At 73.0% G+C, this 24,377-nt stretch carries 29 protein-coding genes and 1 pseudogene; 14 read left to right on the top strand and 16 right to left on the bottom strand.

Annotation, left to right across the window (positions count from 1 at the left end):
• The 3 genes from FF36_RS36485 to FF36_RS26295 all read right to left on the bottom strand — a co-directional run.
• Positions 1-232, bottom strand: a 232-nt coding sequence (locus tag FF36_RS36485) for a hypothetical protein (protein WP_206778482.1), incomplete at its 3' end; no start/stop codon positions are given.
• A gap of 328 nt (positions 233-560) precedes the next feature.
• A complete protein-coding gene (locus tag FF36_RS33370) occupies positions 561-1,280 on the bottom strand; it encodes a DUF397 domain-containing protein (RefSeq protein ID WP_082122240.1) in 720 nt (239 codons plus the stop codon).
• Between the two features lie 41 nt (positions 1,281-1,321).
• On the bottom strand, positions 1,322-1,981 hold the full coding sequence (locus tag FF36_RS26295) for a DUF6629 family protein (protein WP_044887867.1): 660 nt from the start codon (positions 1,979-1,981) through the stop codon (positions 1,322-1,324).
• 342 nt (positions 1,982-2,323) lie between these two features.
• Between FF36_RS26295 and FF36_RS26290 the strand changes: the two genes are divergently transcribed.
• Both FF36_RS26290 and FF36_RS26285 read left to right on the top strand, forming a co-directional pair.
• The gene (locus FF36_RS26290) at positions 2,324-3,136 is read left to right on the top strand and encodes a ferritin-like domain-containing protein (protein ID WP_044887866.1); all 813 of its coding nucleotides are present in this window, start codon (positions 2,324-2,326) and stop codon (positions 3,134-3,136) included.
• Positions 3,137-3,258: 122 nt separating this feature from the next.
• Positions 3,259-3,531, top strand: coding sequence for an acyl carrier protein (locus FF36_RS26285; RefSeq protein ID WP_044887865.1), 273 nt, complete (start codon positions 3,259-3,261; stop codon positions 3,529-3,531).
• A 124-nt stretch (positions 3,532-3,655) separates the two neighbouring features.
• Here FF36_RS26285 and FF36_RS26280 read toward each other — a convergent pair whose 3' ends face one another.
• The 3 genes from FF36_RS26280 to macS form a co-directional block, all read right to left on the bottom strand.
• Positions 3,656-4,204, bottom strand: a complete 549-nt coding sequence (locus tag FF36_RS26280) for a YbaK/EbsC family protein (RefSeq protein ID WP_044887864.1) — start codon at positions 4,202-4,204, stop codon at positions 3,656-3,658.
• A gap of 149 nt (positions 4,205-4,353) precedes the next feature.
• A complete protein-coding gene (locus FF36_RS26275; RefSeq protein ID WP_044887863.1) occupies positions 4,354-5,097 on the bottom strand; it encodes a response regulator in 744 nt (247 codons plus the stop codon).
• Positions 5,084-6,265 (bottom strand): MacS family sensor histidine kinase, encoded by a 1,182-nt coding sequence (gene macS, locus FF36_RS26270; RefSeq protein WP_236705450.1) that lies wholly within the window; start codon positions 6,263-6,265, stop codon positions 5,084-5,086. The genes FF36_RS26275 and macS overlap by 14 nt, the downstream gene beginning before the upstream one ends.
• Before the next feature lie 114 nt (positions 6,266-6,379).
• Between macS and FF36_RS26265 the strand changes: the two genes are divergently transcribed.
• Both FF36_RS26265 and FF36_RS26260 read left to right on the top strand, forming a co-directional pair.
• Positions 6,380-6,676 (top strand): YiaA/YiaB family inner membrane protein, encoded by a 297-nt coding sequence (locus FF36_RS26265; protein WP_044887861.1) that lies wholly within the window; start codon positions 6,380-6,382, stop codon positions 6,674-6,676.
• 106 nt (positions 6,677-6,782) lie between these two features.
• Complete coding sequence (locus FF36_RS26260; protein ID WP_044887860.1) at positions 6,783-7,484, top strand: cyclase family protein; 702 nt, start codon at positions 6,783-6,785, stop codon at positions 7,482-7,484.
• 47 nt (positions 7,485-7,531) lie between these two features.
• On the opposite strand, the gene FF36_RS35620 is transcribed toward FF36_RS26260, so the two are convergent.
• Complete coding sequence (locus tag FF36_RS35620; protein ID WP_082122239.1) at positions 7,532-9,268, bottom strand: gephyrin-like molybdotransferase receptor GlpR; 1,737 nt, start codon at positions 9,266-9,268, stop codon at positions 7,532-7,534.
• A gap of 21 nt (positions 9,269-9,289) precedes the next feature.
• Here FF36_RS35620 and FF36_RS36480 point away from each other — a divergent pair, with 21 nt between their 5' ends.
• Positions 9,290-9,436, top strand: a complete 147-nt coding sequence (locus FF36_RS36480) for a hypothetical protein (RefSeq protein WP_199865824.1) — start codon at positions 9,290-9,292, stop codon at positions 9,434-9,436.
• A 402-nt stretch (positions 9,437-9,838) separates the two neighbouring features.
• On the opposite strand, the gene FF36_RS26245 is transcribed toward FF36_RS36480, so the two are convergent.
• From FF36_RS26245 to galU, 5 genes are all read right to left on the bottom strand, one after another.
• Entirely contained in the window at positions 9,839-10,471 is a 633-nt protein-coding gene (locus FF36_RS26245) for a GNAT family N-acetyltransferase (RefSeq protein ID WP_044887878.1), read from the bottom strand.
• 9 nt (positions 10,472-10,480) lie between these two features.
• Positions 10,481-11,017, bottom strand: coding sequence for a MogA/MoaB family molybdenum cofactor biosynthesis protein (locus tag FF36_RS26240; RefSeq protein WP_044887877.1), 537 nt, complete (start codon positions 11,015-11,017; stop codon positions 10,481-10,483).
• On the bottom strand, positions 11,014-11,544 hold the full coding sequence (gene moaC / locus FF36_RS26235; RefSeq protein WP_044887857.1) for a cyclic pyranopterin monophosphate synthase MoaC: 531 nt from the start codon (positions 11,542-11,544) through the stop codon (positions 11,014-11,016). Before moaC ends, FF36_RS26240 begins: the two co-directional genes overlap by 4 nt.
• Entirely contained in the window at positions 11,541-12,878 is a 1,338-nt protein-coding gene (glp, locus tag FF36_RS26230) for a molybdotransferase-like divisome protein Glp (protein ID WP_044887856.1), read from the bottom strand. The genes moaC and glp overlap by 4 nt, the downstream gene beginning before the upstream one ends.
• 274 nt (positions 12,879-13,152) lie before the next feature.
• Positions 13,153-14,085 (bottom strand): UTP--glucose-1-phosphate uridylyltransferase GalU, encoded by a 933-nt coding sequence (gene galU, locus FF36_RS26220; protein WP_044887854.1) that lies wholly within the window; start codon positions 14,083-14,085, stop codon positions 13,153-13,155.
• Between the two features lie 391 nt (positions 14,086-14,476).
• On the opposite strand from galU, the gene FF36_RS26215 reads away from it, so the two are divergent.
• Both FF36_RS26215 and FF36_RS41575 read left to right on the top strand, forming a co-directional pair.
• The gene (locus FF36_RS26215) at positions 14,477-15,247 is read left to right on the top strand and encodes a 5-formyltetrahydrofolate cyclo-ligase (RefSeq protein WP_044887876.1); all 771 of its coding nucleotides are present in this window, start codon (positions 14,477-14,479) and stop codon (positions 15,245-15,247) included.
• 44 nt (positions 15,248-15,291) lie between these two features.
• A pseudogene (locus tag FF36_RS41575) lies at positions 15,292-15,432 on the top strand (FmdB family zinc ribbon protein); the annotation flags it as partial.
• A gap of 14 nt (positions 15,433-15,446) precedes the next feature.
• Here the strand turns inward: FF36_RS41575 and FF36_RS41570 are convergent.
• Both FF36_RS41570 and FF36_RS26205 read right to left on the bottom strand, forming a co-directional pair.
• Positions 15,447-15,671, bottom strand: a complete 225-nt coding sequence (locus FF36_RS41570; protein ID WP_236705448.1) for a hypothetical protein — start codon at positions 15,669-15,671, stop codon at positions 15,447-15,449.
• Between the two features lie 608 nt (positions 15,672-16,279).
• Positions 16,280-16,510 (bottom strand): hypothetical protein, encoded by a 231-nt coding sequence (locus tag FF36_RS26205; protein WP_173402713.1) that lies wholly within the window; start codon positions 16,508-16,510, stop codon positions 16,280-16,282.
• A 78-nt stretch (positions 16,511-16,588) separates the two neighbouring features.
• On the opposite strand from FF36_RS26205, the gene FF36_RS26200 reads away from it, so the two are divergent.
• Positions 16,589-16,888, top strand: coding sequence for a hypothetical protein (locus FF36_RS26200; RefSeq protein ID WP_044887853.1), 300 nt, complete (start codon positions 16,589-16,591; stop codon positions 16,886-16,888).
• Between the two features lie 262 nt (positions 16,889-17,150).
• A complete protein-coding gene (locus tag FF36_RS36165) occupies positions 17,151-17,294 on the top strand; it encodes a hypothetical protein (protein ID WP_009741885.1) in 144 nt (47 codons plus the stop codon).
• Between the two features lie 156 nt (positions 17,295-17,450).
• Here FF36_RS36165 and FF36_RS26195 read toward each other — a convergent pair whose 3' ends face one another.
• Positions 17,451-18,263, bottom strand: coding sequence for an alpha/beta fold hydrolase (locus tag FF36_RS26195; RefSeq protein WP_044887852.1), 813 nt, complete (start codon positions 18,261-18,263; stop codon positions 17,451-17,453).
• Between the two features lie 292 nt (positions 18,264-18,555).
• Here FF36_RS26195 and FF36_RS26190 point away from each other — a divergent pair, with 292 nt between their 5' ends.
• The 4 genes from FF36_RS26190 to FF36_RS26175 all read left to right on the top strand — a co-directional run bounded on the left by FF36_RS26190 (position 18,556) and on the right by FF36_RS26175 (position 22,714).
• Entirely contained in the window at positions 18,556-19,281 is a 726-nt protein-coding gene (locus FF36_RS26190) for a GntR family transcriptional regulator (RefSeq protein ID WP_044887851.1), read from the top strand.
• Positions 19,282-19,346: 65 nt separating this feature from the next.
• Complete coding sequence (gene biuH / locus FF36_RS26185) at positions 19,347-20,174, top strand: biuret amidohydrolase (protein WP_082122237.1); 828 nt, start codon at positions 19,347-19,349, stop codon at positions 20,172-20,174.
• Positions 20,175-20,189: 15 nt separating this feature from the next.
• Positions 20,190-22,397 (top strand): allophanate hydrolase, encoded by a 2,208-nt coding sequence (locus FF36_RS26180; protein WP_052681452.1) that lies wholly within the window; start codon positions 20,190-20,192, stop codon positions 22,395-22,397.
• Positions 22,398-22,432: 35 nt separating this feature from the next.
• Complete coding sequence (locus FF36_RS26175) at positions 22,433-22,714, top strand: metal-sensitive transcriptional regulator (RefSeq protein ID WP_044887872.1); 282 nt, start codon at positions 22,433-22,435, stop codon at positions 22,712-22,714.
• A gap of 299 nt (positions 22,715-23,013) precedes the next feature.
• Here the strand turns inward: FF36_RS26175 and FF36_RS41565 are convergent.
• On the bottom strand, positions 23,014-23,201 hold a 188-nt coding region (locus FF36_RS41565), incomplete at its 3' end, for a MarR family transcriptional regulator (protein WP_242422875.1).
• Positions 23,202-23,600: 399 nt separating this feature from the next.
• Between FF36_RS41565 and FF36_RS26165 the strand changes: the two genes are divergently transcribed.
• Complete coding sequence (locus FF36_RS26165; protein ID WP_082122236.1) at positions 23,601-24,347, top strand: alpha-ketoglutarate-dependent dioxygenase AlkB; 747 nt, start codon at positions 23,601-23,603, stop codon at positions 24,345-24,347.
• Positions 24,348-24,377 lie beyond the last annotated feature (30 nt).

Genomic DNA, 24,377 nt, shown 5'->3' with positions numbered 1-24,377 from the left:
CCTCTACGCTGTCCTCGCTCTCGCACCGCAGCTTGAACGCACGACAACCGGCCCGGTCAGTGACGGGGAAGCCGAGGCATACCGGCTCGGTGGCGCGGCCATGATCGACCGGATGCATATCGCGATCGGCGAGGCATGGGCGCCCCGACGACTCGCCGCGCGGGAACACCGACGGCACATCGGCCGACCCGGCCGACCCGAGATCACCGACGAACCCGACGAAGGATCGCAACTCATCACCTGAGACGAGTGCTAGCAGACTGCTTGCAAAAGTTAGCGCCCTTCCCTTTCGGCATCGGCTCGGGTCGCTTCGAGATCGCGAGCACGAAGAGGGGCTCCCCGGTTTCCCCGGGGAGCCCCTCTATACGCTCGGCGATCGTTCGGCTACATCATNCCCGTCCGGCTGGAGGGCTTGCGGCGTTCCCGCAGGTAGCGGTCAAGATCGGGGTTCAAGGTCCACCCTCGGAGCTCCACAGATACTCGCAGGTCAAGGCCTTGATCGGAAAGATTCGATCAAGGCCTTTGATCATTGGTCCGCCATTCGTCCGTGGAACTGGGCGTCACCCGGCGGCAGCCAACGGCACGGAATGACTGTGATCCGCCACACAGAAGATGCCCGTCGCTGCGGTCTGCCCGCCGCAGGCTCGGGCGTGCCGCCAGTCACCCGGCCACGGGCTACCGGGTTGGCGAAGCGGCGATGCGCCTCGGCATCCAGTCCCACCGGGCACTTCCCGGAAACAGAGGCGGTCACCGGTGCGGGCCGGTAAGACTGATCCCGACGCGAACCGCAGGGGTTGGCAACCAGGCGAGGGGGCGGCCAGATGGGTATCGGTGAAGAGATTCGGGCACGTCGCCTCGGCGGCGCCCGTATCTCCGCGCAGCGGATATTCACCGACCGGCTTTCCGAAGCGGAAGCGTTCGCCGGCAAGGTCGACGAGTTGCGGCAACTGCGGACAGAGCATCCGGACGTGACCTTGGATTTCGGCGCTGCCCGTCGCAACGTCCTCGCCTTCTACCTGGCGGACGACGACACGCTTACCGCGTCGCTGCGAGTCGTGCCGGCCGGCCGCAGACCATGCCAGCTCCTCGACGCAGTTGCCGCCGGTGCCGCCGGAGTAGCTGCTCTTACGCCAGGCCAACGGCGTGACGTCGCTGTCGGTATTCATGTCACATGTACTCACGTGCGACTGCCATGATCCGTCGGAAACCAGGCGCATCGTATGCAGAAGCTTCGGCACGATCTGAAGGATGACTCCGGGCTGCTCCGAGGCTTCGTTCACGCGTGCCGACGCCGTCGGCGTCGGCGTCGATAGGCGGTTCGTTAAGATTGCGGAGCGTAGTCGACATCAGCCGGGCCAGCCGAGCGGAGGTACGCCGCCACAGCCATGCTTGTGACGGCGGCCCAGGCGCACCACAGCGAGGTGACGGCCTCAGTTGCGACCCAGGCCAGCAGCGCGACCGCAGCTAGGTTGAAGACGCCGAACCAGCGCAGGAACCGCCGTCCGGAGACGATGAGAGCGCCACACGTGCTGACGAGATACAAAGCGATGATCACTGGCCCGGCGTGCAGATGCACGTGATAGACGATGTGATGACCCTCTGGGCGTGCCGTGAAGGGCTTGGAGATGAGGGCCACCGCCAGACCCGCCGCGCAGATCACACCAGCGACAAGCGTGATGATCTCGATCGGTCGATGCCTCGGCACGTGTTCCAGTACAAGCACGGTAACAGGCACATACACCGGCAGGACAAGGAAGGCGAAGATCAGGTAGAGCACGGTCGCCACCGTCTGTACCCTGCCACTGACATCACCGCGCAGCCCCCACCAGACGAACGCCTCGACCAGCGTGTGCCCAGCAAACAGGAGCGGCAACGCGGCCAGCGGCCACTGCGCGCCGGTCCGGACGTGGCGGGCAGCGTCAACGCCGACACCACCGATCACGACGGCGGCCACGACATCGGCCTCCGGTGAGAAACACATTCCGGCTCCCCCTGCCCACGGCCCACGGCCCACGGCCGCCTGTGCCGCCTCCGAGTATCTCGTGGTGGCTGCTCGTGTCGCGGGCAGATCCGCGCTGCCGCACCGGCTGAACACGCCGCCCGCACCTTCCGGATCTCGACGTCGCTGCACACTGCGACGACACCCCGGTTCCTGGTCCCGGTCAGAACATGCGCCGCGGTGGGTGGGCGCCGGCCGAACGAGTCCGGTGATAACTGATCATGATGGGCCGATTGAGATCCGGGTAGTGGGTTGTCGCGGCCGGGCAGAGAATGAAGAGTGGAGGCCGGAAGGCCAGGCAGGAAGCTCGGAAGGAGCTCACAGATGCCGACCGCAGCCCCCGAAGAGGCCCACAGTTTCGAAGTTTTCCAACATTACGAGCGCCTTCAGTGGAAGGTCTCCGAGCTCGGGTTGGAGAATGTCCGGCGCGACCTGGTGGACCCGGCCTACATCTCGCTCGTCAAGGGTGTCGTCATGGGCGAGGCGACCTCGCTGCCCGGGCTGCACGGATTCCTCAGCGAGTTCGACGATGACTACGACTGCTCGGCCTTCGTGGCCGTCTGGGCCTACCAGGAGCTCCAGCACCACTACGCCTTCCGGGCCTGGCTGAAGGCGGTCGGCGTGCACATCGACCAGGCCAGGATCGAGGCGTTGCGCGAGCCGTACGAGCGTGGCATCACGCCGAGCGCCACCCTGGCCACGAACGTGATCTCCGAGATCATCGTCAACACCGCGTACCGGGCTCTTTCCGCCTGGGTGCGTGAGCCCGTCCTGTCCGACCTTTTCCTGCGGGCGAGCCGCGACGAGGCCGGCCACGCCCGCGAATTCCTGTACTACCTGAAGCGGCGGCTCGACCAGCACCCCGAGGAACTCACCTCGGTCCTGGAGCGAATCCATTTCTACGCGACGAGTTCGCGGCTCAACCACCCGGTCGGGGTCTACAAGCATCAGCTCGTCGAGGAGATGCGGGGCTACGAGACCGTCGATGACGTGATCGACGTCTACCTGCGGTTCTCGCCGCCGGACGAGCAGGACCGGCTCCAGGCCAAGCTGCGCCGCGCGCTCGGCAGCGCGATCGGCCGGGACCTGACCCGGAACTCCGACATCCGGCAGGCCCTCGCCGACTCCATCGCGTGACGCCCCCGGCTTCGCCGGCACACCGTCCGGCCCCGCCGGCCGGCGGGGCCGGGGCCGGGGCCGGGGCTCGCCCGTCGCCTCATCCGCATCGAACCGCAGATCGCACGATCCGAGGAGTCCCGATGTCGTCATCGCCGTCATCCCACGCCGAAATCGTCCACACGGTGACCGAGATCGTCGCCGGGGCGCTCCGCCTGCCCGCCGAGACCCTCGCCGCGGATCTGAACCTGCGGACGGTCGAGGGCACGGACTCGGTGAAGGTCCTGCTCGCGATCGCCCGGATCGAGCGCGAGTACGGCATCGAGATCGAGGACGAGGACGTCTTCACCCTGACCACGATCAACGACGTCGTCCGCATCGTGCAGGCGCAGCTCGCCGAGACGACGACGGTCTGACGCCGAGCCAGCCAGCCGGCCAGCCAGGCCGCTAGCCCGCCGCGTTCACCCGCCCAATCGCCAGACTTCCTTGCCTTTCAGAGGGTTCGGCGTCCGACTCGTCCCGCTGGACCGGCAAGGAACGTCAGGTGCCGAGAGTGTCGAGAACCTCGGCGGCGGGGAGGGCGGCGAGCGCCGCTCCGGGCAGCCAGAGCTTGGACCGGCGCAGGCCGGAGCCGACGACGACGCGGGGATGCTCGGCGACCGCGCGGTCGATCAGCAGCGGCCAGTCGGCGGGCAGCCCGACCGGGGTGATGCCGCCGTACTCCATCCCGGTGCGGGAGACGGCCGTGTCCATCGGCGCGAACGACACCTTGCGGGCGGCCAGCCGGCGCCGCACCAGCCCGTTCACATCCGCCCGGGTCGTCGCGAGGACGACGCACGCCGCGAGCGTCGTCTCGGCCCCGCGCCGGGCCGCGACGATCACGCAGTTCGCCGAGTCGGCCGGCCCGACCCCGTAGCGCGCGCAGAACGCGGCCGTGTCGGCCAGCTCGGGGTCGATCTCGGCCACCTCGACCTGCTCGACGGGCGGCGCGGACACCCCGTCCGGCCAGGCCGCCAGCGCCGCCGCGGTCGCCGCCGCGAGCAGGTCCGGTCGGTGCAGGGCCGGCACCGGCTGGAGAACCTCGGTCATGGCAGCGAGCGTACGGCGCCGCCGCGGGCCTCGATCCGTCGGCTCGTTCGCCCCGACGCGCCCCCGCGTGTGGTCCGCGGCGCCGGTCGGAGGCCTCTGGCGGAGGCCGTCTGGCGGAGGCCGCCGGGCGGAGGCCCCCGGGCGGCACGTCAGGACGCGTCGTCGTAGCCCTCGCGAACGGCGAACCGGGTCAGCTCCACCCGGTTGCGGAGCTGGAGCTTGCCCAGCACGTTGTACATGTGGTTCTGCACGGTGCGGTGGGAGATCCCGAGGCGCGCCGCCGCGTCCCGGGCCGACAGGCCCTTCGCGACCAGGCGCAGCACCTCGATCTCCCGCGCCGTGAGCCGGGGGGGCGACGGCGTCGCGGTCACGTCGCGCGCCGCCCGCGACATCTCCCCCAGCACGAGCGCGGCGAGCCCCGCGCTGAAGACGGGGGCCCCGGCGGCGGTGCGCCGCACGGCGTCGACGAGCTCCTCGGGCCGCGCCGACTTGACCACATAGCCCGACGCCCCGGCCTGGACCGCCGCCAGGACGTCGGCCTGCTCGCCGGAGGCCGAGACGATCAGGACCGCGCCGCCGAACCCACCGGCCGCCCCCGGACCGAGCAGGCCCCGGATCACCTCGACGCCCGAGCCGTCCGGGAGCGTCAGGTCGAGGACGACGAGGTCGGGCCGGGTCGCGGCGACCACCCGCAGCGCCTGCGCCACCGAGCCGGCCGTGCCGACCACCACGAACCCTGCCTGGTCCAGGTCCCGGCTCAGGGCCTCCCGCCACAGTGGGTGATCGTCGACGACCACCACCCGGCAGGGCGCGGACCCCTGGGCCGCCGAGCCGTCCGGGGCCGGTCCACCCCCGTCGGACCGGCCGCCTCGCGACCCGTCAGCGTGGGACACGCAACTCGACCTCCGTCCCTGCCCCTGGTCGGCTCGTCACGGTGACCGTGCCGCCCAGTTCCCGGATGCGCCCCCGCACCGAGACCGCGAGTCCCAGCCGCCCCTCGGCGGCGGCCCGTTCCATCCGCCCGGCCGCCATCCCCACCCCGTCGTCGCGGACGGTGACGACCACCCGGTCGCCGTCGTCCTCGACGAGCACCCAGGCCGACGCCCCGGGGCCGGCGTGGCGGGCCACGTTGTCCACCGTGGCCTCGACCGCGGCGACCACCTCCCGCGCACGCTCGCCCTCCAGGGGAACCGGCGCGCCCGGCGTCGCCACCGTCACCGCGCCCCGGCCCGGCGCCGCCGGTCGCGCCAGCCGCAGCAGCGGCTCGACCAGGTCCGCCGAAATCCCGTTTCCTGGCCGCGGCGCCCCGACACCCGCCACGCCACCTGCCACGCCGGCCGTGACCCGCGAGGCGCCGGCCGTGACCCGCGAGGCGGCGGGCGTGCGCAGCAGCTCCCGCAGCGCCGCCTCCTGCTCGGCGGCCATCGCCGCCACCTCCGCCGCCGGCAGGCCCCGCGGCGCCTCCCGCGAGATCAACGCAAGCGCCTGCAGGACGCCGTCGTGCACGCGGCGGGCCAACCGCTCCCGCTCGGCGTCGCCGGCGCGCGCGGCCAGCACGTCGGCGAGCGCCGTCTCCGCCACCAGCGCCGTGCGGCTCAGGTATCCGACGATCGTCCCGGACAACAGGAACAGCACGGCCGTGCCGATCGAGGAGTCGTTGACGACGCCGCGTTCGATGAACGTCGCGATCGACAGCAGCAGGCCGGCGACCAGGCCGCCCGCCGTGCCGCCCAACAGCGCCGCGCCGAGGACGCCGCCGGCCGACCACATCCCCGGCAGGACGTGGCCGGAGCGGGGACCCACCGGCAGGGTCAGGACGACCATCGCCGCGCACAGCGCGACGTCCGCGGCGACGAGGCCGGCCAGCAGCCGAGGCCGGCGGCCGTCGATCACGGGCGCGAGCACCGACATGACCAGCGACCATGCCGCCATCACACCGAACAGGGTGAAGCCGAGCGCGGGCCGGTCGGCCTGCCCGAGGGTCTGGCCGACCAGGGCGACGGCGTAGGCGAGAGACGCCCAGCGGTAGACCGTCAGGGACCGCCACAGCGCGCCCCGCACGCCGGCCGGTCCTCGTGGGATCCCCACCGCACAAGTGTTACAGAAGGTGTACTCAGGACGGAATGAGTATCTGTACTCATGCCGGGACGCCGGGACGGCACGAGACTGATTCTCATGTCGAACCCACCTCCGCAAGCCAGGAGCACGACCGTCTTCTTCGTCCAGGCGGCTTTGTCGTTCGCCGTATCGCTGGTCGCCGTCACGTACGCGATCGCCCGGCTGCCCGGCGACGCCTGGCTGCGCGCCTTCCTCTGGCTCGGCCTGCTCTACGTCGTGACCTCTGCGTTCACCCTGGCCAAGTGCGTGCGCGACCAGCAGGAGGCGGCCAGCGTCATCAACCGCGTCGACCAGGTCCGGCTGGAGCGGCTCCTGGCGGACTACGACCCGCTGAAGACGCCGGTCCATCGCTGAGTCGACGCCGGCCACGGCAGCCGGTAACCGGGACCGGGACCGGGACCGGCGGGCATGGTGGTGCGACGGCCCGCCGCGCGCGGGCGTCCCCACCGCCGGAGGTCCCATGTCGAGCATCCCCGTCGAAGGCGGTACGCAGGGCTGCGAGCTGGTCGACCTGTCCGTGCCGATCGTCAGCGGGATGCCCGTGTACCCGGGGGATCCCGAGGTGGCCGTGGCGCCGGCGCTGCGCGCGGCCGAGGACGGGGTCAACGTGCAACGCGTGCACCTGGGTTCGCAGTCGGGCACGCACGTCGACGCGCCCTGGCACATCGACGACGCGCTGCCCCGGCTCGACGAGCTGCCGCTGGACCGCTTCACCGGCCCGGCGGTGCTGGTCGACGTGCGCGGGCAGGCGGCGCAGGGGTCGATCGGGCCTGCCGCGCTCCCGGCGGCGCTGCGCCCCGGCGACGTCGTCCTGTTCGTGACCGGCTGGTCGGACCGCTGGGGGCACCCTGATTACCTGCGCCATCCCTACCTGGCGCCGGACACGGCCCGGGCGATCGTCGACGCCGGGGTGCGGACCGTCGGCATCGACGCCCTGAGCGTGGACCGCACCCCCGGGCCGGGCCAGGAGGTCAGCCTGGCGGCGCACCGGGTGCTGTGCGGCGCCGGCGCGGTGATCGCCGAGAACCTCACCGGCCTGGCGAGCCTGCTGCGGGCCCGGGCGCAGGGACGGACGGTCGAGATCTTCCTGTTCCCCCTGCCGCTCGCCGCGGCCGACGGCGCCCCGACCCGCGCGGTGGCCCGGCTGGGCCCCCGGCCCTGAGCGGGCGGTTCAGCGCCGCTCGGCGCCGTGCCGGGGCGGTGCTCCGCTCAGCTCCCCACGGCGTGGCGACGCAGCAGCGGGTCGATCTCACCGGTGTTCTCGCCGGCCGGATCGCCGGCCATGGCCCCGCCGGCGGAGGCAGCCTCCGGGGACGCGATCAGCCCACCGTGGGTGCCCGGCGGGTTGATCTGGACGCGGCCGGGACGCGAGGTGGTCGGCCGGTTGGGGGGACGGACCGCCGGACGAGCGGTCATGCGTGCGGCGGATGCCGACGCGACCTCCCCCGCCTCCATCTCGACCTCGACGTCCACCTCGACCTCGTCGTACCCGGCGACTTCGTAGCCGGCGACCTCGTCGTACCCGGCGACCTCGTAGCCGGCGGGCACGTCGGGGCCGGCGGGCGGCGCGTAGCCGTGAAGGACCTTCGCGTGGCCGCCGATCGCCGGACGGCCCGGGCCGGCGGCGTCCCACTCGGCCGCGGGAGCGTAGCCGCCCGGATCCTGCTCGTCGGCTGCGGCCGGGTCCTCGGGATGGGCTCCGCCGCCCGTCCACCGGGTCGGTGCGGGCTGCTCGTCCTGCCCGGCGTCGTCGCGATACGCGTGCTGAGCGGCCATCAGGCTGCCGAGGTCGATCGTCTCCGCCCGGGCGTGCGCGAGTTCTTCGGGGGTGAGCTCCTCCCCCTGCCGGGGACGCTCGTGCTGGGCGCCTGGGTTTCGCTCGTGCTGGGCGCCTGGGTTTCGCTCGTGCTGGGCGCCTGGGTTTCGCTCGTGATAGGCGAAGGACGAGCCGACCGGACGGCGGCGGCGGGCGACCCGCTCGGCCTCGATCCGGCGCTCGATCGAGACCTTGGTGATCGCCAGCCGGCGCTCGACCTGGGCGGCGCGCCGCAGGTGGACGAGGTAACCGGCGAGCCCGAGATCGGTCAAAAGCTGCACGGCGATCCACATCCCGCCGAACAGGGCGGCCAGCACGACGGTCACCGGGAACACCATCGCCAGCAGGGTCAGTCGCTGGCGGCGCACCCGCATCAGGGTCGCCCGCTCGGCGGCCACCCGGTGCAGGGCGATGGTGCGGCGGGAGTCGACCCGCTCGCCGCCGCGTTCCGCGCCGTCGTCGCCGGCCGACGCTGGCCCGCCCGCAACTCCGGACCTCGCCGAAGGTCCCGGCCTACCCGAAGTCGCAGGCCTACCCGAAGTACCTGGCCCACCCGAAGTCGCAGGCCCACCCGAAGTACCCGGCCCACCGGGAGTTCCCGGCCAGCCCAGGGTCGTCGGCCTACCCGGAGTCGCAGGCCCGCCCGAGATCCCGGGCCCGGACTGCACCGCGGGGCGCAGCGGCGGCGCGGGGCTGGGCTGCCGCCCGACCGGATCGGACGGCGCGGCGTCGTCGGAGTCCCCGGGAGCGCTGGGGCGCGCGGACACCCGCGCCGCGTAGGAGTCCCGCGCCGTGCCGGGCGGCGCGTCGCGCCAGCCGCCGGACTCGCCCTGCGCGGCCGAGAGGCCCGCCGGCGCAGACTCCGCGGCGGCGTTGGGATCGCGCGAACGGGGGGACTCCGCGTGCGACATGCCCGTTCCTCTCACCCCGCTGAGACGTTCATGGTCACCGTCGAATCGATCAAGATCGTCCTCGTCGTGGCCCGGTGGGCGGCGGGAGAGCACCCGCATCGCCACCGTGAACCGCTCGGTGGAACGCTGCTCCGACGCCGAGTCGTGGCGGCGCAGCCACATGGGGATCAGGACAAATCCCCACACCGCGACAATCGCCGCCCAGATCAGGGCGCTCACCGGAGCACCGCCGTCCGGCCGATGTGGATCCCGCGATGGACCGGCGGCGGAACCGGCACGATCCCCGCGCCGGACGCCGAGCACGCACCGTCCGCGCAGGGCGCGGCAAGCGCGGCGAGCGCGGAGGTGCTGACCATGCGGGGCCTCTTCCTCGACACCGGCGGATAGCGGTTTCGCTGTTGACGCTAGTGAGCGAAATCCACGTGGTCACCGACCCGAACCCCGCGTGTCGCATCCGCAATCGGATGGGCGATGGTCGTCCCCCCGTCGTCTAACCGACCCAGAGCCCCCCGTGTGGGCTCGGCTTGGCATACGGAAGCACTCGCGGATAGCACGCGCCTCCAGCAGGTCGCTGCGAATGCGCTCGGACGTGAGTGTTGGAACAACGCGCCGTGACAACGACAGGCCGGCGTCCGGTTGCCGACACCCGCCACAGCGCGGAGTGGAACTCGTCACCCCACTCACGGCATAACCCGGACGCGGGCCCCCGGTCCCGCTCCGGGCCACCGCGGATCGGGCAGGTGGCGGCCGCTGACGCCGGGCGCGTCCGCTCGGCTCCGACCCCGGCGGTCAGGGCCGGCTGTGGCGGCTCTCCCGCCAGCGGCGCACGAGCCCCTCGGGAACGTCCTCGGTCGTCAGCGCGAATCCGAGGTGATCTCGGTAGTGGCCGTCGATGGCGAGATAGTGCCGGTGCAGGCCCTCCTCGCGGAAGCCGAGCTTGGCCAGCACCCGCTGGCTGGCGGCGTTCTCGGGCCGCACATTGGCCTCGACGCGGTGCAGGCCGACCGGGCCGAAACAGTGGTCGACGACGAGCGCGAGGGCGGTCGGGGTGATGCCCCGGCCGGCAAAATTGCTGTCCACCCAGTAGCCGACCTGCGCGCTGTTGAAGGCGCCGCGGACAATCGTCGACACCGTCACCTGGCCGACGAGCCGGCCGTGGAAAACGATCCCGAACGGCAACGCCATGCCGATCCGCGCCTGCTGACGCAGCCGGTGCACCATCTGCCGGTACACCGAGATGGTCTGGCGCTGCGCCCAGGTCTCGCGGACCATGACCAGACCGGGCGGGGTCGCCTCCCACGGGGCCAGCCAGTCGGCGTTGCGCAGCCGCACCTCCACCCACGCGGAGGCGTCGCGCAGCCGCAGCGGCCGCACCGTCACCGATCCCTCGGACAGCACCGCCGGCCAGCCCGGAGCCCGCACCATGGCGCCCTAGTCCGCCGTCCCGGCAACGCCGGGCACAACCGTGTGGTCATCCGTGCCGCGGATCTGGGCCACGGCATGTCCGACCACCCCAGCGAGCACGCCCAGCCCGTCGCGGACGCCTCCCGTCGAGCCCGGCAGGTTCACCACCAGCGTCGCCGCCGCGGTCCCGGCGAGCCCGCGGGAGAGTACCGCCGCGGGGACGGCGTCGCGGCCCGCGGCCCGCAGCGCCTCGGCGAGCCCGGGGATCAGCCGCTCGATCACGTCCCCGGTCGCCTCGGGGGTGATGTCCCGCGGTCCAAGACCGGTCCCGCCCGTGGTGACGACCAGGTCGATCCCGTCGGCGACGGCGGCCCGCAGCGCGGCCGTGATCCGCTCGCGGTCGTCGGGGACGACCTGCGCCGGGCCGACTGCGAAGCCGAGCTCGGCCAGCCCGGCGACGAGCAGCGGGCCGGAACGGTCCGGGTAGACGCCCCCGTACGCCCGGTCGGACACGGTGACGACCTGGGCCCGCGCTCCCGACGGAAGGCTCGACGAGCGGCTCACCGGACCGCCTCCGCCGGGCCCGTCGGGGTTTCCGGCCCGGCCTCCCGGGAGGGCCCGGCGCGCCATTCGCCGTGGCGCCCGCCCGTCTTGGTCAGTACCCGCACGCCGGTCAGTTCCGCGCCGGGATCGACCGCCTTGACCATGTCGTGCAGGGTCAGCGCGGCCACGGTGACGGCGGTCAGCGCCTCCATCTCGACGCCGGTCCGGTCGGCCGTCCGCACGGTGGCGGTGATCTCCACCCCGTCGTCGCGGACCGTGAGGTCGACGGTGACCCCGGAGATCGCGATGGGATGACAGAGCGGGACGAGGTCGGGCGTGCGCTTCGCGCCCATGATCCCGGCGATCCGGGCGGTCCCGAGCGCGTCCCCCTTGGGCACCCCGGTGCCGCGCAGCAGGTCCACCACCTCGGGGATGACCCGCAGCAGGCCGGTGGCGGTCGCCGTGCGGGCGGTGACGTCCTTGGCCGTGACATCGACCATCCGGGCCGCGCCCTGCTCGTCGACGTGGGTGAGTCGGGGCGCGGTCATCGGGCGATCGGCTCCGACGGCCCGGTGCCCGCGCCCGTGTCCGCACCCGTGTCCGTGTCCGACCTGTCGGTCTCCGCCCAGCCCAGGCCGGAGAGAACGGCGCCTGCGTCCCCGCCGAGCAACAGTGCCGGCAGTCGGGAGCCGACCGGTACCTCCGTCACGTCCTCGGGAATGACCAGCAACGCCTGCGCGCCGGCCAGCGAGGTGAGCTGGTGGGAGCCCTGGCCGCCGGCCGGGCGGGCGACGGTGGCCGGGCCGGGCCGGCCGTTCTCGCCGAGACGGTCGAGGCCGACCCGCACGAAGCTGCGCCGGCCGGACGGGGAACGCAGTGCCGTGCCGACCGTCACGACGATCCGCGGCAGACCCGTGGCCGTCAGCCCACGCATCCGGCGCAGCGCCGGGCGGACGAACAGCTCGAAGGAGACCAACGCGCTGACCGGGTTGCCGGGCAACGCGAAGATCGGCACACCCTCGACCAGACCGAAGCCCTGCGGTTTGCCCGGCTGCATCGCCACCTGGTCGAACCGCACGCTGCCGGTCCCGGTGAGGACCTCCTTGACCACGTCGTAGGCGCCGACGCTGACCCCGCCGGTGGTCACCACCGCGTCGACGTCACCCAGCACCCCGTGCAGGGCCTTGGCGAAGGCGTCGGGCTCGTCGGGCACTCCGGTGAGCCGGCGGACGACCGCGCCGGCCTCGCGGGCGGCGGCCGCGATGCCGTGACTGTTGGAGTCGACGATCTGCCCGGCGCCGAGCCGCGAGCCGACCTCGACGAGCTCGGTGCCCGTGGACAGCACCGCCACCCGGGGCCGCGGGTGCACCGGCGGGCGCGCCACGTTGACGGCGGCGAGCAGGCCGATCTGGGCCGAGCCGATGACCGTCCCCGCCGGTAGCACCAGCGCGCCGGGGGTGACGTCCTCGCCGGCGCGGCGGATGTGCAGCCCGCGGGCGGCGGGCCGGCGGACCGCGACCGACTCGCGGCCGCCGTCGGTCCACTCGAGCTGGACCACGGCGTCCGCGCCGCGGGGCAGCGGGGCACCGGTCATGATCCGCACCGCCGTGCCGGGTTCCAGCGGCGCCGGCGTGCCGGGCCCGGCCGGGATGTCGCCGACGACGGGGAGGACGGTGGGGGCGTCCTCGGTGGCCGCGGCGACGTCGGCGGCCCGCACCGCGTAGCCGTCCATGGCCGAGTTGTCGAAGCTGGGCAGGGCCACCGTCGCCCGGACGTCCGCGGCGAGCACGCAACCGTGGGCCTGCTCCAGCCCGGCGCGCCGGGGGCGGGTCGGCGCCACCTCCGCGAGGATTCGCTCCAGGTGTTCATCCACCGTCGTCATGGGCGCCCGTCCCCGTTCCTGTGCCCTTTGATGCCGGCCCGGCGTGCCCGGCCGGCATCGTCCGGGCTACGGCCATCGGAGCCCGGACACCTTCCCTGCATCGGCGGCCGGGCGGGCGCCACGCACCCGTCGACGGCCGCCGCTCCACGCCCGACCTGCGCGCCGATCGCGCCGGGCCGATCCCGGGAGCGTTCCTGCCCACGCCGGAAGCGTCAAGGTTAGACGAATGCAACCAGGTCAATCAGGGGGATGATGATTGGAGAAAACCCGCTAATTAGGACAAATTTCCCTTGGGTCCGCCGGCGGCGACGTACTCCTCGAGCCACGGATAGAGATCGGGGCCCAGATCGGCCCGCTCGCAGGCCAGCCGGATGACCGCCTTGAGATAGTCGACCCGGTCCCCGGTGTCGTAGCGCCGGCCCGTGAACACCACGCCGTGCACCGGCTGGGCATCGGCGCCCCCGGCCGCCGCGTGCAGCGCCAGCGTCCGCAGCGCGTCGGTGATCTGGATCTCCCCGCCCCGCCCGGGTTCGGTGTGCCGCAGCACCTCGAAGATCTCCGGAGCCAGGACGTAGCGGCCGATGATCGCCAGGTTGCTCGGCGCCTCCGCAACCGGCGGTTTCTCCACCAGGTCCAGGATGCGCACGATCCCGTACCGGTCGTCCGGCCCGGTGGGGACGGACTCCACGGTGGCGACGCCGTACATCGAGACCTGCTCCTGCGGGACCTCCATCAGCGCGATGACGCTACCGCCGAAGCGGGCCTGCACCGCGAGCATCTCCGCCAGCAGTGGGTCACGCTCATCGATGAGATCGTCACCGAGCAGGACGGCGAAGGGCTCGTCGCCCACGTGCGCGGCTGCGCACAGGACGGCGTGACCGAGCCCCCGCGGCGAGGGCTGGCGGACCGAGTGCACCTCGGCCAGCTCCGCCGACGCGCGGACCCGGCGCAGGCGGGTCTCGTCGCCCTTGCGCTCCAGCGCGGCCTCGATGTCCGCCTCTCGATCGAAATGGTCCTCGATCGCCTTCTTGGTGCGGCTGGTGACAAGGAGGACGTCGCGCAGGCCGACCCGAGAGGCCTCCTCGACGACGTATTCGATAGCCGGCCTGTCGACAACCGGCAGCATCTCCTTGGGCACCGCCTTCGTGGCCGGCAGGAAGCGAGTGCCCAGACCCGCGGCCGGAATAACCGCCTTCGTCACTGGCATGGGGAAACCTTAGCCGGGTCGAAGTGCACGGGCACCGCGACGGCCGCCTTCACGGGCGATGCACAGCTCGGGCGGTACCCGGCCGTCTGCGGGGCGCCACCGGCACGGCCACGACCTCGCCAGCCCCACGCGCCGCGCGCCCATCCCACCCACCTCCCGCCCACGGCTCCCACGGCCCGCACGACCCACCCGCTGCGCCCCGCGCGCCCCGTCCGCGGGCCGTGGAGCCCCCCGCCCGCGGCCCGACCGCGCCCCGACCGCGGCCGCGGGTGTGACCCGCCGTGGCCGCGCGGGCCGGTGACCTGCTCCGCTGCGCATCTCCACGGCATCATCCGAGGCCAGGGACCCCGGCAACCGCCCCTGCGGCGCCGACCTGCGGGAGGCTGTGCACGTGCAGGGAAGACACCTACCACCCGATGATCCGCGGGAGACGCCCGCCGCCGGGCCGCCGGCTCGGCCGCCCTCGGGGCCGGTGGCCGGCGCGGTGCTCGGATCCGAGGGTGACGCCGCGCCGGGCGGCGCCGCGCCGGGCGGCGCCGCGCCGGGCGGCGCTGCCAAGCAACGGCTACGCGCGCGGCTGCTCGCCCAGCGACGAACCTCCCTGGCCCTGTGTCACGAGCCCTGGTCGCCGGCGGACACGGCGGTGCTGGCGACGCGGATCCTCCAGATCCCCGAGGTCGCCGACGCCCGGTGCGTCGCGGCGTACGTGGGGCTGCCCGGCGAGCCCGATCTCGCCGACCTGCTGGCCCGGCTGCTCGCCCGCGGCACCCGGGTGTTGCTGCCGGTGGTGCGCGCCGATCTCGACCTCGACTTCCGCGAGTACGCCGGCACGCTGATCCCGGGCGCCCTGGGCACCCGGGAGCCACCCGCGGCGGCACCCCCGGGGGATCTTTCCGCAGCCGACGCCGTGATCATCCCGGCGCTCGCCGTCGATCGGGCGGGACGGCGGCTCGGCCGGGGCGGCGGCTCGTACGACCGCGCACTGCGCCGGGTCGGGCCCGATGTCCCCGTGATCGCCGTGCTGTACGACCAGGAGCTGCTCGATCTCGTCCCCACGGAGGAGCACGATCGCAGCGTGAAGATCGTCGTCACGCCAAGTCGTACGCTACGGTGCGAACCGACTGACGGCACCCGGGAACATCCGAGGCCGTCCACGAGCTAAAGTTGGCAGTCGCCACTTCTGAGTGCCAGCTCCGGGAGGAGTACGTGCCTACCTACCAGTACCGCTGCACCGACTGCGGACGTGACCTTGAAGTCGTGCAAAGCTTCAGCGACGCGTCACTGACGGAGTGCCCGACCTGCGCCGGACGACTTCGTAAAGTGTTCGGTTCGGTGGGCGTGGTGTTCAAGGGCAGCGGCTTCTACAAGAACGACAGCCGGTCAAGCTCCTCCGGCGGTTCCACGCAGCACCGCCCGAAGGACACCGCGGACGCCGCGAGCGCCACCGCCACCAGCTCCACCGGTGGGAACGACTCGTCGTCCAGCTCCGAGTCGTCCTCGGCCGCCACGGCGAGCAGCGGCTCGTCCTCGTCGGCGCCCTCGACGTCGAGCACGGCCTCCAGCACCGCGGCGGCCTGACCGACCAAAGCACGTTCACCGTCTGCCGAAGGCGTCCGGGCGCTCGTCGTCCCGGACGCCTTCGGCATGCTCGGGGTAGCGACGGCCCTGCACGCCCCGATGGACCGCGTACCGCACCGCCCCAGGCGTCCCGGACGCGCTCCGGACTCGCTCCGGACTCGCTCCGGACTCGCTCCGGACGCGCTCCGGACGCGATGAGGCCAGGACGGGGCGGCACCATGACCGATGCCGGCTCCGACGAGGCCGTGCGACGGGTTGCGACGGTCGCAGTACCGCGGTCGGGCAGAGGCCGGACGGGTGCCACGCAGACGGGTGCCACGCAGACGGGCGTCCCGTGCCTGCCCAGCCGGCCTTCCCCACGGTGGTGACCGGTGACCGGCGACCGGCGCTCCGCTCAGGTCGGAGCACCGCGCACCGATGAACCGGGATGGGAGCGGACGTTCCGTTTCGTACAGCTCCCCGAAATGCGCTGTTAGTGCGATTCAGCACGGCTGCCAGGAATTTCCGTTCGCCTCCGGACGGCACACGCCGACGAGGCCGACGACGGCGCCCGCCGCCGATCCGGATCGACTCCGGATCGGGTCACGCGCCCGCGCCGTCGTACCAGACACACCGCCTACTGTTTGCGGCGGCGATAGTGCTCCACGATCCAGGCGTCTACCTCTCGCTTGCGCCAAACTCGGGTGCCTTTGGCACCACTACCCGTCGGCGCGTTGATGACCTGCAAGGGTGCCGGAAACCGGGAGTCCTTGCGCGTCCAGTAGTCCACCGCCTGGCGAGTGATCTTGAGTTGGAACGCGATGTCCCCGATGCCGACCAACTGCTCACCGTCGTCCACGCGGAACATCGTAACCACTTTGCTCTTCCCCAAGAACCTCGCTAGGGTCTATTTTGCTGCGTAGCAAATTGACGGAGGAGGAAACCGATGCCCCCCACGCCACGCCGCGCCGATGAGGTCGGGGCGCTGTTAGACCGCGACGAGGACTACGACGAGGATCCGATCGGGGATCCGCCGATCACGGTGAGCCGCTACCGAGCGTCCATCCGGGCGGTCCTGGGCGTCCGGATGCCGGAGCCCGGGATCGTCGCTTCCGCCTGGTCCCAACGGGAGACGGACGCTTTCCTGGCGGGCAGCCGGGCCACCCTCCGACTCGTCGTCGAGGTGATCGGGCACGCCCTGACCACGCCGCCACCCGCCCGCGATGGTTTCGGCGGCGTAGATTGACCGTCGGCGCGCGGCCCGGATCCGGGTGGCCACCATCCCGCCCGGATCCGGGCCCCGCGCCCCCGGTGGCAGCATTGCAGTGGCCGACCCGGCGCGTGACCGGCCCGGGCGCCGGGGCGAACAACGCACTCGCGTCTAACCAGTCCGCGGGACGCGGTCCCATCCCGTCGGCAATCGATTCACCACCGACCTGCCGCCCCGGCCGCGATCGCCGGACCGGGACCGCGGCAACGAACAGTCCGCGCCACACGAGGGGAAGATCATGGGCGCCACCGAGCCGCGCGACGACGACTCGTTCGACGACGAACGGGAGATCGGATGGGGCGACGAGTCATTGTCCGAGGAAGACGATCCGGACATCGAGCGACTCCTCGCCGATCTTCCGCCGCACCACGTCGAGCGCTGATCGGCGGCGACACCGCCGGCCACCCCACGGGCCACGAGGTGGAAAGCGCCGCGCTCGGCCAGCTTTCCCGGCGCAATACGTCTACCGGTAGGTAAGCCTGAGCGCCGTGCCGGCACCCGCGCCAGGTCAGGCGAATTGCGGGTGCCATGACACGGTTTACTGCGTTGTCCCCGTCCCCGGCACGTGCAATCCGTGGTCGGAGCCGGATTGCCCGCGGGAAGCCGGCGCCGAGCTGGCCGCGGGGCCGAGGTGGACGCCCTCGAGCAGGCGGGCGAAGGCGGCCGGCGCCTCCAGGTGTGCGGCGTGTCCGCAGCCGGGCACGACACGGACCGTCAGTCCCAGCTTCTCGCGCAGGAGCAGCGCGGCACGATGGCGCACGGGCGGCGAGTCCGCCCCTACAGTGATGATCGTCGGACAGGTCCGCGCCGGCAGGGGCGGCGGCTCGAAGTCCAGGAACATCGCCAGGTCCCGAACGACGGCGTCCGGGTCGGCCGGCGCGTCGGCGGGACTCCACGCGGGCCCGTACAGCGCCCGGGCGAAGGGGACCACGCCGCCCTGCGCGAACGCGGCGGCCATCGGCGCGAGCAGCCCGGGCAGCAGCGACCCCACGGCCGGCTCGTGCAGCACGGCACCCGCCAGGGGCACGCCGGCGGCAAGGATCGCCAACCCCAGCGTCGCACCGCCGCTCACCCCGCCGTAGACGGCGCCGTCGAGCAGCGGCCGCAGCGCCGCCAGCTCTGCGGCCAGGTTCCCGGTGGACGGCCGGTCCGGGGCCTGCACCGGCCGGTCGCCGAGCTCTCGACGCACGTGCCGCCACACCGCCCCGGTCGTCGCCGTGCCGTGCACGAGCACGACGGGTGGCACCACCCCGGCCACCCCGGCCACCCCGGCCACCCCGGCCGCCCCGGCCGCCCCCGTCTCCGGCACCCCGGCCTCCCCCGTCCCACGCATCGTCCCGACGTCCACCACCGCGTCAGCCTCCGTCTCGCCCGTCGACCGAACCGTCCACGGACGGCCGTTAACGCGTCCGCAATCCTCGTCGCAGGAAAGTAACAACGAGCGCATTGATCGGAAACATTCGAATCCTTACCGTCCAATGCATGTACACGGCTCTGTATACAGCGCAGTATGCAACAGGGACGAAAATCCCGTCACGATCACCTCCGGCGGCCGGCCGGGGACGGGCACCGACCGCTGCCGGGCGGCGGCCCGACCGAGGGGGGTGGCGCACCGTCGACGTCGATGTCGGATGCTCGGCTGTATGACTCCGTCGCCGACCCCGAGGTCCACCGCCGCCGGCAACCTTCGCGACCAGGCATACGTTGCACTGCGTCGACGGCTGATGTCCGGAGAGTTCTCCTTTCGGGACCGGCTTGCCGAGGAACGTCTCGCGGCCCTGCTCGGAGTCTCGCGCACCCCCGTCCGGGAGGCCCTGACCCGGCTGGCCGGCGACGGCCTGGTGGAGAAGCGACCGGACGGCGGCTACTACCCGGCCGAGCCCGACCTCGGCGCCCTGCGCGACCTCTACGAGATCCGGGTCACGCTGGAGCTGCGCGGGCTGCAGCGCGCGGTGGAGTCCGGCACCGCGCACGATCCGGCGGTGTTGGAGCCGTTGCGGGACGCCTGGCGCGCCCTGCGCGACGATCAGCCTGCTCCCGATCCCGCATTCGTCGCCCTGGACGAGGATTTCCATATCACCCTCAGCCGCGCGTCGGGAAACGCGGAACTCGCCCACATGTTGGACGCAATAAATGCTCGGATCCGCCCCGTTCGGATGCACGACTTCGTCACCGCCGACCGGGTTCATCTGACGATCAGCCAGCATCTCGGGATCGTCGAGAGGGTGCTCGCGGGCGATCTTGAGGGCAGCGTCGTCGCCCTGCGCCAGCACGTCGGCGAGTCCATGGACGTCGTCGAGAAGCGGGCGGCCCGGGCGATCACCCAGATGGTGCTGAACCGCAGCCGCGCCTCGGGGATCAGGAGCTGACCGCGGAGCCGGCGGACGCCCACCAGCACGACCGATCATCGTCGGCTCGCCCCAGGAGGACCGTCATGACCACCGCAACCTCAGCCCCCACCGCAACCTCAGCCCCCACCGGCGCGACTCGGCCCGCCGTCACGGCCGGGCCGCCCCTGCCGAACCCGGACCGGCTGGCCGCCGCCGGGGACCTGCGGATCGGGCCTGTCGTTGCGAACCCCTACGCCTGGCCCTACGACGGATCGTTCAGCCCGGCGACGACCGCCGTCATCAACATCGACTGGCAGGTCGACTTCTGCGGTCCGGGCGGCTACGTGGACGCGATGGGCTACGACCTCGGGCTGACCCGCGCCGGCCTCGCCCCGACTGCGGCGCTGCTGGCCGCGCTGCGCCCGTTGGGCTTTCTCATCGTGCACACCCGGGAGGGGCATCGGCCGGACCTGTCGGACTGCCCGCCGAACAAGCTGTGGCGCTCGAAGCAGATCGGCGCGGGCATCGGGGATCGGGGCCCGCGCGGGCGGATTCTCACCCGTGGCGAGCCCGGCTGGGAGATCGTGCCCGAGGTCGCGCCGCTGCCGGGCGAGATCGTGATCGACAAGCCGGGCAAGGGCTCCTTCTACGCGACCGACCTGGACCTCGTGCTGCGTCGGCACGGCGTCACCCACATCATTCTCACCGGCATCACCACCGACGTGTGCGTCCACACGACGATGCGGGACGCCAACGACCGCGGGTACGAGTGCCTGCTGCTGTCCGACTGCACCGGGGCCACGGATCCCAGCAACCACGCGGCCGCGTTGCACATGGTGACGATGCAGGGTGGCGTCTTCGGATCGGTGGCCACCTCGGACGCGGTGCGTACGGCGGTCATTGCGGCCACCGCGGCCACCGCCGCGGTCTGAACCTCGTCCCGCTCCATGGTCATCGACGCGCCCTCCCCTGATCCGACCAGTACGGCCCCGCCGCCACCCACCGCCGAGCCCGTACCTGCCCAGACCCACCCCGATCCGACCAGCGCCGCCCCTGACCGGCAGGCCCCGAACCTGCAGGCCCCCACTCTGCAGCCCCCGAACCTGCAAGCGCCGGGTCTGCAGACCCCGAACCTGCAGACCCCGAACCTGCAGGCCGCGGTGCTGCAGGCGGGGTATCGCAGCGGTCGGCTGCGGGTGACCGAGGTGATCGCCGCCGTCTACGACCGGATCGAGGCCCGTGGGGACGACGCGGTGTGGATTTCGAGATTCCCCCGGTCGCAGGCACTGGCCCGGGCCGCAGCCCTGGACGCGCAACGGGATGCCCTGTTCGGGCCACCCCCGGCTCCCACCGCCCCCATGGCCCCCGCGGGCAGCACGGGTAGCGCGACCGGGCCTGACCATGACCCGGACGGGCTGGGGGGCGCGACACCGGACCTGCCTGCCCTGTTCGGGCTGCCCTTCGCCGTCAAGGACAACATCGACGTCGCCGGCCTCCCAACCACGGCCGGCTGCCCGGGCTTCGCCTACGAGCCGACCGAGGATGCCCCGGCCGTCAGCGCACTGCTCGCCGCCGGGGCCATCTGCGTGGGCAAGACGAACCTCGACCAGTTCGCGACCGGCCTGTCCGGGGCGCGCTCGCCCTACGGCACGCCGGTGTCGCCGTTCGACCCCACCCTGATCGCCGGCGGGTCGAGTTCCGGCTCCGGCGTCGCGGTCGCGGTCGGCCTCGTGACCTTCGCGGTCGGTACCGACACCGCGGGCTCCGGCCGGGTGCCGGCGGCGCTGACCAACGTCGTCGGGCTCAAGCCCTCCCGCGGCCTGGTGAGCACCCGCGGACTGGTCCCGGCCTGCCGGTCGTTGGACTGCCTGAGTGTCTTCGCCCTCAGCGTGCCGGATGCGCGCCTGGCCCTGTCGGTCATGAACGGCTACGACGCCGCCGACCCCTACTCGCGCCGGCTGCCCCTCATGCCCCCGGCGGACGACGCGCCGGCCCCGGACGCAGCCCCGGCGGCCTCGTTGTTCCCGCCCGAGCAGGGGGCGTCCGGGAATAACGATCATCCGCCGCGTCCCCCACACGGGCTACGGGTCGGGGTGGCCAGGCCGGAGCAGCTCACCTTCTTCGGCGATCGGGGGGCCCGAGCGGTCTACGACGACGGGCTGCGGCTGATCCGCGGCGTCGGCGCGCGGACCGGCGAGATCGATCTGGGACCGTTCCTGGCGGCGGGGGCGCTGCTGTACGGCGGGCCCTGGCTGGCGGAGCGGTTCGCCTCGGTGGGAGAGTTCGTGACCGCCCGGCCGGACGAGGTGCATCCGGTCGTCCGCACCGTGCTCGAGCCGGGCGCGTCGATCACCGGGGTGGAGACGTTCCGGGGTCTGACCCACCTGCGCGCCCTGCGCCGCCAGGCCGACGAGATCTGGCGGGACATCGACGTGCTGGTCCTGCCGACCGTGCCCACGACCTACCCGGTCGAGGCCGTCCAGGCCGACCCGATCGGCCTGAACGCCAGGCTCGGGCGGTACACCACCTTCGTCAACCTGCTCGATCTGGCCGCCGTCGCGGTTCCGGTCGGCTTCGCCGACGGACTCCCGCACGGGCTGACCCTCATCGCCCCCGCGGGCCGGGACGAGTTTCTCGTGGACCTCGCGGCGCGCCTGCACGCCAGGACGGGCCTGCCGGTCGGCGCCACCGGCCACGCCCTGGCCCGGTCGGGCCCCGCCGGCCGGCCGGGCACACCAGCCGGCTTTCTCGACCTCGCCGTGGTCGGCGCGCACATGAGTGGGCTGCCACTGAACGGCGAGCTGACCCGGCTCGGCGCGGTACTGCTGCGTCACGACCGCACCCTGCCCCGATACCGGCTCTACGCCCTGCCGGGCCCGCAGCCGCGCCGTCCCGGCCTGCTACGGGTGCACACCGGCGGCGCGGCGATCGACGCCGAGGTGTGGCGGCTGCCGCTGGCCGCAGCCGGCGGCTTCCTGCTCGAGGTGCCGTCTCCGCTGGCGATCGGAACCCTCGACCTCGCCGGCGGCCCCACCCTGGGCTTCCTGTGCGAGTCGGCGGCGGTGAACGGCGCGCTGGACATCACCGCCCTCGGCGGCTGGCGGTCGTATCTGGCCCGACCCCAGACGGAGACAGCACCCTCACAGGTACCGTAGGGGGGTACTGGTCGTCGTGGGGGAAGGTGCTGCGGATGCACGGCTACACCAACGCCAAGGACGAGTACACCGCCCGGTTGCGCCGGATCGAGGGGCAGGTCCGCGGCCTGCAACGCATGATCGCCGAGGACAAGTACTGCATCGACATCCTGACCCAGGTCTCGGCCGCGACCCGGGCCCTGCAGTCGGTCGCCCTCGGTCTGCTGGAGGACCATCTCGCGCACTGCGTGGCCCACGCCGCGGCGGAGGGCGGCCCCGTCGCCGACGAGAAGCTCCGGGAGGCGTCCGCCGCGATCGCCCGGCTCATCCGCTCCTGACGTACTCCCCCGTCCGACCCGCCCGACCGTGAGCCAGAGCATCCACGCCGGCACCCCCGCGAAGGCCCGCGCCAGGTACCTGCCGGCCCGGGGCTGACCCCCGCAGCCCCCGCCGGGCCACTTCCCCCACCGGTCACCCGGTCGGCTGGCCGCGATCACCCAACGCATCCACCAGGTTCGACAGCGCGGGCAGGGCGGTGAGGATGGCCGTCCGGTCAGCCTCGACCAGCCGGGCCAGGGCCGCGCCGAGGCGTCGCTCATGGGCACGCTGCCAGCCGGCCAGGGCCGCCGCCCCGGCNGGGGTGAGCCGCAGCAGCGCCGCCCGCCGATCCGCCGGGTCGCGCTCCCGGTGCAGGTAGCCGGCGTCAGCGAGCTGCTGCACCAGCGTCGAGACGCTGTTCGGAGCGAGTCGCAGACGCCCGGCGAGCTCACCGACGCGGGTGCCGTCGGCCTCGGCCAGGCATTGCAGGAGCTCGACCTGCGCCATCGGCAGGGCCTCCCACGAGTACTCGGTACGGATGCTTGTCCGCAGCACCCGGCGCAGCCGGGTGACGACCTCGGTGAGTCGGCGCACGTCCCAGTCGGGGCCGGTGACGGCTTCGCCGGCCGTCGACGAAGGGAGGACGGTCGAGCCGTCGGCGACGCCGGGCTCGGGAGAACGTCCGGTCATCGGATCTGCGGCGTGGCGACCCCGCCGTTCGCGGTGGGGAGGAAACGCCGCTCCATCATGGTTGGCATTGTTGTTGTCCGTTCCACGCCGACGACACCACCGGTACCCGGGGCCTCGATCCCGCAGGTTACGCCCCGCGGTGACGGCAGCGGCGCATCGCGACCGTAGATCGGCCCACACCGGGACCCGTGGTAGGCACGAGGTAGCGTCGGCGAGGTGACGGACGCCGTCCCACCGGCCACGGCTGCCGGCCGCGCGGGCGGGCCCGCCGCGCCGCCGGACGCGGGGGCGTCCCTGTCGCCGGGCGTCGGCATGGTGGATCCGGCGGCGCGCTCGGAGCGGATCTGGCTGGACGAACGGTCCTGGGTCGACGTCACTCGCGGTTGGCTGCGCGGCGCGGACGAGCTGCACGAGGCGATGCGCTCGGGCCTGCCCTGGCGGCAGGGCGCCATGTGGCGCTACGAGCGCCAGGTCACCGAGCCGCGGTTGACCGCGTGGGTCCCTCGCGGCGCGCCGGTGCCCTTCCCCGCTCTGCTGGAGGCCTACCGGACGCTGCGGCGCGTCTACGGAGTGGAGTTCGACGGGTTCGGCATGTCCCTGTACCGGGACGGCTCCGACGGCGTCGGCTTCCACCGCGACCGCGAGATGCGCTGGCTGGACGACACGATCATCGCGATCCTCACCCTCGGTGCGCGGCGGCCGTTCCTGGTGAAGTCGCGCCACCTGCCGCCGGGCCGGCGGCTGCTCAACGACCCGCAGGCACCGGGCGGGCGTGACCTGTCCCCCGCCGGCGGGGATCTGATCGTGCTGGGCGGGCGCGCCCAGGCTGACTGGCTGCATGCGGTACCGCGGGTGCAGGGGCACGTCGGCGCCCGCATCTCCGTGCAGTGGCGCTGGACCTCCCGGGCCGGCCGGCCCGAGCAGGGGCCCGGCTACGGCGCGGCCCGCCACTTCGACCGTTAGCCGTGCCCGCGCCACCGTCCGGCGGGGTCA

This window comes from Frankia torreyi, assembly GCF_000948395.1.
Lineage (GTDB): Bacteria > Actinomycetota > Actinomycetes > Frankiales > Frankiaceae > Frankia > Frankia torreyi.
The sequence above is the reverse complement of the archived record's forward strand: the minus strand, read 5'-3'. Positions and strand labels throughout refer to the sequence as shown.

Bases quoted from the DNA above. Each gene is read 5' to 3' on its own strand.
- FF36_RS26295 (WP_044887867.1), bottom strand. From the start codon at position 1,981: ATGTGTTTCTCACCGGAGGCCGATGTCGTGGCCGCCGTCGTGATCGGT.
- FF36_RS26290 (WP_044887866.1), top strand. From the start codon at position 2,324: ATGCCGACCGCAGCCCCCGAAGAGGCCCACAGTTTCGAAGTTTTCCAA.
- FF36_RS26285 (WP_044887865.1), top strand. From the start codon at position 3,259: ATGTCGTCATCGCCGTCATCCCACGCCGAAATCGTCCACACGGTGACC.
- FF36_RS26280 (WP_044887864.1), bottom strand. From the start codon at position 4,204: ATGACCGAGGTTCTCCAGCCGGTGCCGGCCCTGCACCGACCGGACCTG.
- FF36_RS26265 (WP_044887861.1), top strand. From the start codon at position 6,380: ATGTCGAACCCACCTCCGCAAGCCAGGAGCACGACCGTCTTCTTCGTC.
- FF36_RS26260 (WP_044887860.1), top strand. From the start codon at position 6,783: ATGTCGAGCATCCCCGTCGAAGGCGGTACGCAGGGCTGCGAGCTGGTC.
- FF36_RS36480 (WP_199865824.1), top strand. From the start codon at position 9,290: ATGTGGATCCCGCGATGGACCGGCGGCGGAACCGGCACGATCCCCGCG.
- moaC (WP_044887857.1), bottom strand. From the start codon at position 11,544: ATGACCGCGCCCCGACTCACCCACGTCGACGAGCAGGGCGCGGCCCGG.
- glp (WP_044887856.1), bottom strand. From the start codon at position 12,878: ATGACGACGGTGGATGAACACCTGGAGCGAATCCTCGCGGAGGTGGCG.
- galU (WP_044887854.1), bottom strand. From the start codon at position 14,085: ATGCCAGTGACGAAGGCGGTTATTCCGGCCGCGGGTCTGGGCACTCGC.
- FF36_RS26205 (WP_173402713.1), bottom strand. From the start codon at position 16,510: ATGTTCCGCGTGGACGACGGTGAGCAGTTGGTCGGCATCGGGGACATC.
- FF36_RS26200 (WP_044887853.1), top strand. From the start codon at position 16,589: ATGCCCCCCACGCCACGCCGCGCCGATGAGGTCGGGGCGCTGTTAGAC.
- FF36_RS36165 (WP_009741885.1), top strand. From the start codon at position 17,151: ATGGGCGCCACCGAGCCGCGCGACGACGACTCGTTCGACGACGAACGG.
- FF36_RS26190 (WP_044887851.1), top strand. From the start codon at position 18,556: ATGACTCCGTCGCCGACCCCGAGGTCCACCGCCGCCGGCAACCTTCGC.
- biuH (WP_082122237.1), top strand. From the start codon at position 19,347: ATGACCACCGCAACCTCAGCCCCCACCGCAACCTCAGCCCCCACCGGC.
- FF36_RS26180 (WP_052681452.1), top strand. From the start codon at position 20,190: ATGGTCATCGACGCGCCCTCCCCTGATCCGACCAGTACGGCCCCGCCG.
- FF36_RS26175 (WP_044887872.1), top strand. From the start codon at position 22,433: ATGCACGGCTACACCAACGCCAAGGACGAGTACACCGCCCGGTTGCGC.